8 protein-coding genes are annotated in these 13,242 nt (G+C 29.1%); 7 read left to right on the top strand and 1 reads right to left on the bottom strand.

Translation table 11 applies throughout. The annotated features are described in order from the left end of the window. The first annotated feature begins 183 nt into the window (after positions 1–183). The 7 genes from nuoE (at position 184) to asnB (ending at position 12,357) form a co-directional block, all read left to right on the top strand. Positions 184–717 carry an NADH-quinone oxidoreductase subunit NuoE gene (gene nuoE, locus I4U58_RS08535; protein WP_195930875.1) on the top strand — a complete coding sequence of 178 codons (534 nt, stop codon included), beginning with the start codon at positions 184–186 and terminating at the stop codon, positions 715–717. Between the two features lie 21 nt (positions 718–738). Then, positions 739–2,493: an NADH-quinone oxidoreductase subunit NuoF gene (locus I4U58_RS08540; RefSeq protein ID WP_195930876.1), complete on the top strand. Its 1,755-nt coding sequence runs from the start codon at positions 739–741 to the stop codon at positions 2,491–2,493. A gap of 13 nt (positions 2,494–2,506) precedes the next feature. Continuing rightward, positions 2,507–6,007: an FAD-dependent oxidoreductase gene (locus I4U58_RS08545; RefSeq protein ID WP_195930877.1), complete on the top strand. Its 3,501-nt coding sequence runs from the start codon at positions 2,507–2,509 to the stop codon at positions 6,005–6,007. 292 nt (positions 6,008–6,299) lie between these two features. Continuing rightward, the gene (locus I4U58_RS08550; protein WP_195930878.1) at positions 6,300–7,058 is read left to right on the top strand and encodes a MerR family transcriptional regulator; all 759 of its coding nucleotides are present in this window, start codon (positions 6,300–6,302) and stop codon (positions 7,056–7,058) included. A gap of 267 nt (positions 7,059–7,325) precedes the next feature. Beyond that, positions 7,326–8,645, top strand: coding sequence for a hemolysin family protein (locus I4U58_RS08555; RefSeq protein WP_195930879.1), 1,320 nt, complete (start codon positions 7,326–7,328; stop codon positions 8,643–8,645). Positions 8,646–9,070: 425 nt separating this feature from the next. Further along, positions 9,071–10,288, top strand: a complete 1,218-nt coding sequence (gene ilvA / locus I4U58_RS08560; RefSeq protein WP_195930880.1) for a threonine ammonia-lyase — start codon at positions 9,071–9,073, stop codon at positions 10,286–10,288. A gap of 227 nt (positions 10,289–10,515) precedes the next feature. Further along, positions 10,516–12,357, top strand: coding sequence for an asparagine synthase (glutamine-hydrolyzing) (gene asnB, locus I4U58_RS08565; protein WP_195930881.1), 1,842 nt, complete (start codon positions 10,516–10,518; stop codon positions 12,355–12,357). Between the two features lie 127 nt (positions 12,358–12,484). Here asnB and I4U58_RS08570 read toward each other — a convergent pair whose 3' ends face one another. Further along, entirely contained in the window at positions 12,485–13,045 is a 561-nt protein-coding gene (locus tag I4U58_RS08570) for a hypothetical protein (protein ID WP_243269588.1), read from the bottom strand. Positions 13,046–13,242 lie beyond the last annotated feature (197 nt).

Genomic DNA, 13,242 nt, shown 5'->3' on the forward strand with positions numbered 1-13,242 from the left:
CCTAATGAACTAATATATGGAAAAATGTTAAAAAAATATCATTATAAATATATTTTTAATAAAATTGGGGTATATTTTAAAAATATATTTTACAAATCAATAATAAGCTTTATGAAAATGTTTTTATGGGTGAAATGTATACAACATACATCAAAAATTTAATAAGAAATGGAGTGAAACGAAATGTCGACTTGTAAATGCAAGAATAATCAAACTGATGATCTAAAAGAGTTAAATAAAATCTTAGAGGCATATGGTAAAAAAGAGGGGTATTTAATAACAATTTTACAAAAGGCTCAAGATGCATATGGTTACATATCAATAGATGTGATGAATAGAATCTCAGAATTTACAGGAATTAAGGTGGCTAAGATATATGGAGTTGCAACATTTTATGCTCAATTTAGATTACAACCTATAGGAAAATATTTAATTATGCTTTGTCAAGGAACTGCATGTCATGTAAATGGTTCTGAAATGATATCTCAAGTAATAAGCGAACAATTAAATATAAAAGATGGAGAAACAACAGAAGATGGTTTATTTACTTTAAATCAAGTTTCATGTTTAGGATGTTGTTCACTTGCTCCTGTTATGATGATTAAAACTGAAGATAATGATGAAACATATGGAAATTTAACAAAAGATTCAGTTATAGAAATATTAAATCAAATCAAAGAAAAAGAAGAAAAATCTGAAGGGGAAATAATAGCTTAATAATCAAAAGGAGAAGTATCGATGAGGATAGTAGTAGGTCAAGGGAGCTGCGGGATAGCAACAGGTGCAAAAAAAGTAGCTAACAGGTTTGAAGAAATATTAGGGGAAAAGAATATAGATATAAATGTAGATATTACAGGATGTATAGGGACATGCTTTTTAGAGCCGATAGTAGATATTTATGAAGATGCAAAAGATGAACCAACAAGATATGTAAAAGTTAAGCCAGAAGATGTAGTTGAAATTATTGAAAGTCATATTGAAGGTGGAAAAGCTGTAGAGTCTAAGGAGATTTCTGAGGAAAATAAAAAGCTAATGGAAAAACAAAAGAGAATAGTACTTAGAAATTGTGGATGTATAAATCCTGAAGAAATCGATGAATACATAGCAAGAGATGGATATAAAGCGACTAAAAAAGTTTTGACTAGTATGACAGATGAAGAAGTTATAGATGTGATTAAGATATCTGGGCTTCGTGGACGTGGAGGGGCAGGTTTCCCAACATGGTTTAAGTGGAATGCAGCAAGACAAAACAAAGCAGAACAAAAATACATTGTATGTAATGCTGATGAGGGAGACCCAGGAGCATTCATGGATAGGGCAGTTCTTGAGGGAGACCCACATTCACTTCTTGAAGGGATGACAATCGGTGGATATGCAATGGGTGCAAATGAAGGTGTAATTTATGTTCGTGCTGAATATCCTCTAGCAATAAAGAGATTAAAAATAGCCATAGCACAAGCAAAAGAAAGAGGGTATTTAGGAAAAAATATATTTGGAAGTGGATTTGACTTTGATATTAGAATTAAAGAAGGTGCAGGAGCATTTGTATGTGGTGAAGAAACTGCACTTATAGCATCATTAGAAGGCGAAAGAGGAATGCCAAGACTTAAACCGCCATTTCCAGCACAAAAAGGGTATTGGCAAAAACCTACTAATATAAATAATGTTGAAACTTATGCTAATGTGGCATGGATAATACTAAATGGAGGGGAAACTTTTGGCTCACTGGGAACAAAAACGAGCAACGGGACAAAAGTATTTGCACTAGCAGGTAAAATCAAAAAAGGCGGTCTTATTGAAGTACCAATGGGATTATCATTAAGAGAAGTAATATATGATATCGGTGGTGGTATCAAAGAAGACAAAGAATTTAAAGCTGTTCAAATGGGTGGACCATCAGGAGGATGTATTCCAGCTAGCTTAATAGATACGCCGGTAGATTATGAAAATATAAATAAAACAGGAGCTATAGTAGGTTCTGGTGGAATGATAGTTATGGATGAAACGACTTGCATGGTCGATATGGCTAGATATTTCTTAGATTTCACAAGAAAAGAATCTTGTGGTAAATGTAACTATTGCAGAATAGGCACAAAGAGAATGCTTGAAATATTAGAAAGAATAACAAATGGCCAAGGCAAAGATGGGGATATAGAATTATTAGAAGAATTAGCATATAAGGTTAAAGATGGTGCTATGTGTGGTTTAGGACAGACAGCTCCAAATCCAGTTATAACAACATTAAAATACTTCAGACATGAATATGAAGATCATATATACAACAAGAGATGTACTGCTAAAGCATGTAAATCATTAATAAGCTATGACATAGTTGAAGATAGTTGTAGAGGATGTGGGGCATGTAAGAGAAAATGTCCAGTATCAGCTATTAGCGGGAATAAAAAAGAAGCTCATATAATAGATAAAAATATCTGTATTAAATGTGGTAAATGTATGGAAACATGTAAATTTGATGCAATTGAAATAAATTAGAAAGGTTAGAAAGATGAATAAAATAAGATTAAATATAGATGACAGAGAAGTTTTAGGTCTTCCAGGACAGACTATTTTGGAAGTTGCAAAAGAAAATAACATATTTATTCCTACACTTTGTTATGATGAGAGAGCTGAGATATATGGTTCATGTGGAATTTGTGTAGTTGAAGTAGAAGGTAGCCCAAAATTATTTAAAGCATGTGCAACTGAAATAGCACAAAATATGATAATAAAAACTGATACAGAGAGAGTCAGAGAATCTAGAAAAACAAATTTAGAATTATTACTATCAAATCACAATGGAGATTGTAAGGCTCCTTGTTCTCTAGGATGTCCAGCAAATACTGATTGCCAAGGATATGTAGGGCTAATTGCTAATGGACTTCACAAGGCAGCTTTAAAATTAGTAAAAGATAAGATACCTCTACCAGCATCAATAGGAAGAGTCTGTCCACACCCTTGTGAATCAGACTGTAGAAGGGGATTAGTTGAAGAATCAATATCAATAAAAGAATTAAAGAGATTTGTTGGAGATAGAGATTTAAACTCAGATGATCCATATATACCAGAAATATCAAAACCAACAGGTAAGAGCGTTGCAATAATAGGTGGCGGACCTGCAGGTTTATCAGCGAGTTATTTCCTTGCACAAAAAGGGCATGATGTTACTATAATAGATGCAATGCCTAAATTAGGGGGGATGCTTCGTTATGGAATACCTGAATACAGATTGCCAAAAGAAATACTACAAAAGGAAATAGATTTAATATCTAAAATGGGTGTTAAGATTCAAACTAACACAAAAGTTGGTGTAGATTTATCATTTGAAGCTATAAAAAATAAATATGATGCAGTACTTATGACAATTGGTGCATGGTCATCAATAGGACTAAACTGCAAAGGTTCTGACATACCTGGTGTTATGGGTGGTATAGACTTCCTTGAAAAAATCGCGAAAAGCAAAACTATAAATTTAGGTGAAAGTGTTGCTGTAGTCGGAGGTGGTAATGTTGCAATGGATGCATGTAGAACTGCTGTCAGAATGGGTGCAAAAAAAGTCTACAACATATATAGAAGAACAATAAAAGAAATGCCAGCAGATGAGATGGAAATAAGAGAAGCACAAGAAGAAGGGGTTAGATTTGAAAATTTAACTAATCCAATCGGCATAATTCCTGGTGAAGATGGCAGAGTAAGTAAAATAGAACTTCAAGTTATGAAACTTGGTGAACCTGACGAGAGAGGCAGAAGAAGACCAGTTCCTGTTGAAGGTCAAACAAAAGTTTTAGATGTAGATACAGTTATAATAGCAATAGGTCAACAAGTAGATTCTAAGTTATTTGATGGAATTGAGAAAACAAGAAAAAATTCATTAGTATATGACCCATCTACTTATATGACTGCAACTAAAGGTGTATTTGCATGTGGGGATTGTGGTAATGATAAAGTTTCTATAGCAGTAGAATCAATAGCAGATGCAAAAAAAGCGGCAGAGTCTATAGATGCATATTTATATGGTAAAGAATTAAAATATAAAAAGCCTTATGTCCATGAAAGACATGATTTAACAGAATTATCTTTTGAAGATAGAGAAAGAAAATATAGACCTAAAATTAAAGAATATGGTCCAAAAGAAAGAAAAGAGCACTTCCTTGAGATAACTGGGGGGCTTACTGAGAAACAAGCTAAAGATGAAGCTAGAAGATGTTTAGAATGTGGATGTCAAAAATTCCATGAATGTAAATTAATAGATTACGCTAATATTTACAAAGTTGAGCCAGAAAGATTTGAAGGTGAAAAAGTAGTTTTACCAATAGAAGATAGTCATCCATACATATTAAGGGATATGAATAAATGTATCTTATGCGGATTATGTGTAAGAACTTGTGATGAAGTTATGGGTGTTGGTGCATTAGGTCTTGTTTCAAGAGGTTTTGATACAGAGGTTAAGCCAGCTTTAGAACAAGGTCTAGAAGAAACATCTTGTATATCTTGTGGTCAATGTGTGTCAGTTTGTCCAACAGGTGCACTACAAGAAAAAACTAACTTAAAGAAAAATGTACCTCTTCAAAAAGAAACTACTGTCACTACATGTTCATATTGCTCAGTTGGATGCAAAATAGAATTAAAGACATATGGAAATCTTCTTATAAAATCAGAACCAAATAAAGAAGGTCATGTAAATGAAGGATTGATATGTGGTAGAGGGAAGTGGGCATTTGACAGTGCAATAGATGACGACAGACTTAAAAAACCATATATTAAAATAAACGGAAAATTAGAAGAATGTAAATATAGAGATGCACTTACTATAATAGCTAAAAAAGTAGAAGTTATAAGAAGTAAATTTGGCAAAGATGCAGTAGCTATATCTATATCTGATAGATATACCAATGAAGAAGCTTATGCGATTAAAAAATTAGCAGATCAATTAAATGTAAAAACACTGTGCTTTAATCATAGAAAAAGCGGACTTGAAAAAGTATTGGGAGTTAATGCATCTCCAAACAGCATGGATGAATTATTGGCAACAGATGTTATATTAGCTATAGGATTTAAACCAGAAAACAATCCTATACTTGGTATAAAATTAAAGAAAGCTGCTAAAAATGGAGCAAAATTACTATTTATAAATCCAAGTGAATATAAAATATCAAACTATGGATTTGATGCAAAAACTGTATATACAAGTAACGAAATATCAAAAATAAAAGAAATAGCAAAAGCTTTAATAGATATGGGTAAAACTTCTGATATAGAAGGCTTTGATGCATTTAAATCATCACTTGAAAATATAGAAGTATCGGATGAAATAAGAGAAATTGCACAGATATATGCAGATGCCAAAAAAGCTATGATAGTATTCCAACAAAATATGGTTAGTACAGATATAGCTAGTTTAATAGGGGAAATAGCTATTCTTTCAGGTCATATAGGCTCTCCAAGAGATGGTATATTACAAGTTAAACCTAAGTGTAACTCTCAAGGATTAATAGATCTTGGAGTAACAGATGGCAGAGAAGCATTAAATGGTGTAAAAGGTCTATTATGTTTTGGAGAAGACCCAGATGTCGATTTATCATCACTAGAATTCTTGATGGTATCTGATACTCATATGACAAAAACTGCATTAAGTGCAGATGTTGTCCTTCCTGCGACAAGTTTTGCTAGTACATTTGGTACATTTACTAATACAGAAAGAAGACTACAGAGAGTAAGCCCAGCTATGAGAGAAAATGTAGAAGTTCCTAACTGGAAGATACCAACAATACTTTCAAAAATATATGAAAAAGATTTTGGATTTAAATGTATAGATGATATAAGATTAGAATTAAATGATGTCAATGAATTGTATAGAGAGGGAAATGTCGGACAATTACTAGGTGGTATATTAAAACCAAATAAACCAAAATTTGTATACATACCAGATGGATTGATGGTAACACCTTTAAAATCAACAGATAATTTAATGAATAAAATCAATGAAGAAATATTTAAAGGCTTGATATAGCAAACAAATATTGACTTTATGGAAATTATGTACAATAATAAATATGTGAGTTGATTTTTTAGGAGAATTTGAAAGCCTAGGAAAATCTTCCTTGAAACATATCAAATTTATTATTAGTTTGATGTGGTGTAAAAAAGCCCTAAAATGCAATATCTTTATATAAAATAACATTACTTAGATTTTTTATCTAAGTAATGTTATTTTTTTTCAGAAAAATACTTGACCTTGACGTTACGTAAATTTATATAATCTAACTATAATCAATAAATCAAAATTTTAAGGAGGAAAATATATGGAGTATTCTATAAAGGATTTAAGTGAAATAGCAGGTATAACTACTAGAACTTTGAGATACTATGATGAAATAGATATTTTAAAACCAGCGAAAATATCAGATTCAGGATATAGAATTTATAGTGATAATGAAGTTGATTTACTTCAACAAATACTTTTTTATAAAGAATTGGGATTAGACCTAAAAACTATAAAAGATATTTTATCATCACCATCATTTGATATATTAGAAGCCTTATATAATCATAAAGAAAATCTGCTTAAAAAAAGACAGATGATCGATTTATTGATAAATAATGTAGAAAAGACAATTAAAAGTAAAGAGAGGGGTTATAAAATGGAAAATAAAGATAAGTTTGAAGGATTTAAAAAAGAATTAATTGATAAAAATGAAGAAATATACGGAAGTGAAATAAGAAAAAAATATGGAGAAAATACAATAGATAAATCTAATGCAAAAATAATGGGTATGACTCAAGAAGACTATAATAACTTTAAACAACTAGAAAAAGAAATAATAGATACATTGAATTTAGCTATGGATGAAGGAGATTCTAAAGGAAAATTGGCTATGAAGGCATGTGAACTTCACAAAAAATGGCTTAGTTATACATGGAACTTTTACTCTAAAGAAGCACATAGAAATTTAGGTGAAATGTATACTCAAGATGAAAGATTTAAAAAGTATTATGACGATAATAGAAAAGGAATGGCAGAGTTTTTAAGAGATGCCTTAATTGAATTTACAAATAAATAAACTTTACAAATAAATATTACTAATCAAAAAATAGCACCATACAATTTAGGGTGTTTTTTTAATTCTAAGGAAATTATACATTATTGGATTTGTAGATAATGTATAATTTCCAACCTATTAACTAAAGCAACGGACGAAGTCGTTGGCGCCATGAATATAGTGGATTTTTACATTTTTTACAATTTATGGTCTAATGTATACAATGTATATGTTATAATATAAACTAGATTAAGTTTCAGCATTGTGTAAGGGGGCACATAATTTAATATGGAGATATCAGTATTATTAATTTCAATTTTAGTTTTAACAATTATAAATATATTTTTTGTACAGTGTAGATATTCTCTATCTAAAATAAATAATAATGATCTACAAGAAATTGAGAGTAAAAGTAATTTAGCATTAAACAGATGTAAAAAAATTAAAGCAAAAGAAAAAGAATTTTTATCAGTATGCCAATTTTCAATAATAGTTTGTATTATGAGCATAGGATTAATTCTATATAAAATATGTCAATTTATACTTATAGAATACAAAATTACAAATTATACTTTAGAAGACATTGTATTTATATTAATTTTATTAGGAGCAAGTGTGTTAGAAGCTATAATAGGCTTTTATATTCCAAGAGGGTTATCAATAAAAAATCCTAAAAAGATACTTCTTAGAAATTCGATATTTTTAACAATTATTTATGCATTTATAAGACCATTTTCAGTAATTATAGATTTTATATCATACAAAATATGCAGAATTTTTAAGGGAGACGATTTTGATATTTTACAAGAAAATTCATCTAAGCAAGATAGTTTTTCAGTAATTACAAAAGATAACGAAAATTATAAATATGGTATATATAAAAAAGGATTTGTGGATAATATATTTAGTTTTGAGGAAAAACAAATAAGAGAAGTTTTAGTTCCGAGAACAGATATGATATGCATAAATTTAGATGATGATGAGGACTATATATTTAATTTAATAAGAGAAGAAGGATACACTAGATATCCTGTTTGTGGAAAAGATAAAGATGATTTATTAGGTTTTATACATATTAGAGATTTGTATAATCAAAAATTAATTGAAAATAAAATTGATTTAACTAAAATATTGAGAAAAATAACTTATGTATCTGAAAGTGAGCTGACAAGTAGAGTACTAGAAAAGCTTAGAAAAGATAGAGTTCAAATGGCTGTTGTAGTAGATGAATATGGTGGAACATCTGGCATTATAACGGTAGAAGATATACTAGAAGAAATTGTCGGTGAAATACAAGATGAATTTGATGAAAATGAAGAACTAGATATTGATAAATTAGATGATGGATCTTATATTGTACAGGGAACAGCTACTATTACTGAGATTAATAAAGAATTAGGAATAGAAATCGAAAAAAATGGATTTGACAGTATTGGCGGTTGGATGTTTTTTATGCTAGGAATGGATATCAAAGTCGACCAAAGTGTAAATTTTTCGGGATATAAATTTAAAGTATTAGAGTTAGATAAATTTAGAGTTGTTAGTGTAAAAATAGATAAAATTGATAAAACTAATAAAAATGATACAGAAAATAGTGAACGAAATTAAAATAAAATAAAATTTTTAATAAAATTATAAAAAACTATAATTAAATTATTCAGGGGTATCGTTTTCTTGAGGGTGTATAAAATAAAATAACCCTATATAAAATATAAGATAGGATATGTACAATAAAAAAATTAAAAGAATAGACTGAAAATACTCAATATTACAAAATTAAAAAATGCCATTGCACAAAAAATAAAATATTATATAATGATATTGAAAATGTTTTCTGAACAGGAAAACCTTTATATAAAAAATATTTTATATGGAAACTTAAAATAAAAATTAATTTAAGAGGGTATTATTTGAAAATTATATAAGAATGATTTATAAGGGCTTATATAATAAATATTTAAAGATAACAGTAAGTGGGGAAAAGCTTATTATGTTATTATAGTCAAATATTTTAGAGAAAGACGGTGCAAGAAATGTTAAAAGTAAATCTTGAAGATGTAAAAAAAGCAGAAAAAGTATTAGAATCTATAGTTAAGGAAACACCATTACAAGAAAGCAAAGAACTTAGTGCTAAGCTTAATGCAAACGTTTATTATAAATGTGAAAATCTACAAAAAACAGGTTCATTCAAAATAAGAGGGGCTTGCAATAAAATAGCAAATTTAACAGATGAAGAAAAAGCTAAAGGAGTAATAGCTTCTAGTGCAGGAAATCACGCTCAAGGTGTTGCATTAGGTGCAAAAATGACTGGAATAAAATCTACTATAGTTATGCCAGAAACAGCTCCACTTGCAAAAGTAACAGCAACTAAATCATATGGTGCAGAAGTTGTATTAAATGGATTAGTTTATGATGATGCATATGCAAAAGCTGTTGAAATACAAAAAGAAACAGGAGCTACTTTCCTTCATCCATTCGATGATGAATATGTAATAGCAGGACAAGGAACAATAGGTCTTGAAATATTTAAACAATTAGATGGAAATGTTGATACAATATTATGTCCAATTGGTGGAGGTGGAATAATATCTGGTGTAGCTGTAGCTGCAAAAGGATTAAACCCAAATGTAAAAATAATAGGTGTTCAAACAGATAATATACCATCAATGAAAGTATCAAAAGAAAATGGAAAAGTAACTACTGCATTTAATGGAGCTACTATAGCTGATGGTATAGCAGTAAAAACTCCAGGAAGTTTAACTTTCGATATAATAAATGAACTAGTAGATGAAATAATAACAGTATCAGAAGAAGAAATAGCACAAGGAATATTATTCTTAATGGAACATCAAAAAGTTGTTGCAGAAGGAGCAGGAGCAGTAACTACAGCAGCTTTATTATCAGGAAAATATCAACCAAAACAAGATGAAAACGTAGTATGCGTAATATCTGGGGGAAATGTAGACGTAAATACTTTATATAGAGTAATAGGAGTAGGACTTGCATCACAAGGTAGACGTTATTCATTTAGCGCTACTATGACTGATAAACCAGGAGGATTCTTAGAATTAATAAGTATAATAAGCAAATCTAATGCTAATATACTTAGTGCTAACCAAACAAGATTATCTTCAGGTGGAGTAATCGGTAAGCAAGTTGCAGAATTTATACTTGAAACATTTGACCATGAACATATAGCAAAATTAAAAGCTGATATGAATGCAGCTGGATTTGAAATACAAGATTTATAAAAAGCATTAACTATAAATAAAAAGCAGTCATAAAATATTTTATGACTGCTTTTTATTGTGAAAAAATCATTTTTGTAAGTAGAAAAAAATATATATATTTAAGAACATTTAAAATAAAGATTTGTTTATTTATTAAGATTTATTTATTCATAAAAAATACATTTTAATTAGACAATAATTCTATATATTTCATATAGTAATATATCTTTAAAAAAGGAGGCTATATTATGTGTGGTATTGTAGGATGGTCTAACCTCAAAAATAATATAAGAGATTACTCCGATATAATGGATGAAATGATTGATACACTAAAGTTAAGAGGTCCAGATTCGGCTGGATTAAAGACTTATAACCATGCACTTATGGGTCATAGAAGACTTATAATAGTAGACCCAACAGGTGGGATGCAACCAATGACAAAAATAATTAATAATAAAGAATATACTATTTGTTATAATGGAGAACTTTATAATACAGAAGAAGTTAGAGCGGATTTAATTTCTAAAGGATACAAATTTGAGTCATATAGTGATACGGAAGTTTTATTGACATCTTATATAGAATATGGGCAAAAATGTGCAGATTATCTTAATGGAATTTTTGCATTTGGAATATGGGATGAATACAATCAAGAATTATTTTTATGTAGAGATCAATTAGGAATAAAGCCACTTTTTTATTCCTATATAGATGGAAATTTGATATTTGCTTCAGAAATAAAGGCGTTATTAAAACACCCATATATTGATTCTATAGTAGATAGGGATGGACTGATTGAGCTTATATCTTTGGGACCGGCGCGTACATTAAATGGAGCAATATTTAAAGATATAAAAGAAATTCCACCAGCACATTATTTACTATTTAATAAAAGAGGTATTAACTTAAATGAATATTGGAAATTAGAGACTATGGAGCATGAAGATGATATAGATACAACCAAGAAAAAAGTAAGAGAGATGCTAGTTGAAATCATTGAAAATCAATTAGTAAGCGATGTTCCTGTCTGCACTTTTTTATCAGGTGGACTTGACTCAAGCGTGATTTCATCAGTTGCCTTTGATAAATTTAAAAAAGATGGATTAGGGGTATTAAACACATTTTCTATTGATTATAAAGATAATGAAAAATATTTCAAAAAGAATTTATATGAGCCAAATTCTGACCCTGAATATGTAAAAAGAATGGTAGAATTTTTGGGTAGTAATCATCACAATATAGTATTAAATAATATCTACTTAGCACATGCTTTAGATGATGCAACTAAAGCAGCTGATTTGCCAGGAATGGCTGATGTAGATTCATCACTGTATTTATTTTCAAAAGAAGTAAGAAAATATGCGACTGTAGCTTTATCAGGAGAATGTGCAGATGAAGTTTTTGGAGGGTATCCTTGGTTTACAAGAGAATACGACTCTATAGAGATATTTCCTTGGGCAAATTCAATAGAATATAGAAAAAACATTTTAAAACCAAGTCTAAAAGACCTACCTATTGAAGAATATGTAAAACAAACTTGTAGAGACAGCATAAATAAAATAGATAAATTACCAAAGGAAAGTCATGATGATAGAATTATTAGAGAACTTACTTATCTCAATATAAAATATCAAATGTTAACTTTAATAAATAGAAAAGACAGAATGACAATGTCTAATTCATTAGAAGGAAGAGTACCATATGCAGATAAAAGATTAGTACAATATGCTTTTAATTTTCCAAAAGATATAAAATTACTACATGGAAGAGAAAAGGGATTGCTTCGTGAAGCTGTACGAGGTATAGTTCCAGATGAGATTATAGATAGAAAGAAAAGTCCATATCCAAAGACACATAATCCAGAATATACAAGAGAAGTAAGTAATATGCTTAAAAAAATATTAGAAGATAAATCATCTCCAATACATCAAATTATTGATTATGATTTTGTATCAAATATAGTTGATACTGGGGGCGAATCTTTCAAAGAACCTTGGTACGGTCAATTAATGACAGGTCCTCAAGTTATAGCATATTTAATCCAATTAAATAACTGGATGAAGTTTTATAATGTAAAATTAGATATATAAAATACAAAATGAAGTAGGATATATTAAAAATATTTTTATATATCCTACTTTTATAATTTCTAACTTATTATTTAAAGCAACGGCAGAAGTTGACTGCTCATGAACGCAGTAAATTTTATATATTAAATTAATTATAATTCATAGAGCTCATAAAATGGTCTAATTTGAATTTTGGATATATTGGTTTAGCTTTTAATACTTTGCTTTCAACTTTGAAATATTCATATTGTTCAGAGCCTTCCACACAGTATTTATTTATTGATAAATCAAACATATCTTCTTTAGTTCCAAAATTCATGTAATCTAAATATTTTTCTTTTATATCAGGATTTTTAACAACTAAATCTCTAAATTTTCTTTCTACTATTTGTAACTCGCTTATCAAGTCTTTAGTTTGTTCTTCTATTGAAGTATTAATATAATCAGTATCTCTAGAGCTGTTAGTTAAATCACTCATAATTTTATATTGAATAGTTTTTATTTTTCTATTTAATACTCTAGATAAAAAGAATAAAGCCCCTAATTCTTTTTCAATTTCATGTTCCCCATTCATTAAAAGTCTTACTGATTTTAAATCTTCTTTATTGAATATTGTTAATTGAGTACCTTTGTCAAAAACGAGTTTTAATGGAAATTTTAAATCATCTTTTGTTATTTCGCCTTTTAAGATTCCATCTTCAACTACCATTATTCTAGAACCTTGGTAAATAGCAAAATTTTGTCCATAATTATAATATAAAGTTTTTGTAGGAACTTTTTCTCCAAATTCAAATGATCTAACATTTCGAGTCGTTCTTACAACATCTCCATGTTCAATAATAGGATAATAAAAACATTCAAATCTTTAGTTTTAGGTGCTTCCATTGTTAAAGCATCTAATACTAT

This window comes from Clostridium sp. 1001270J_160509_D11 (genome assembly GCF_015667935.1).
Taxonomy (GTDB): Bacteria; Bacillota; Clostridia; order Peptostreptococcales; family Peptostreptococcaceae; genus Intestinibacter.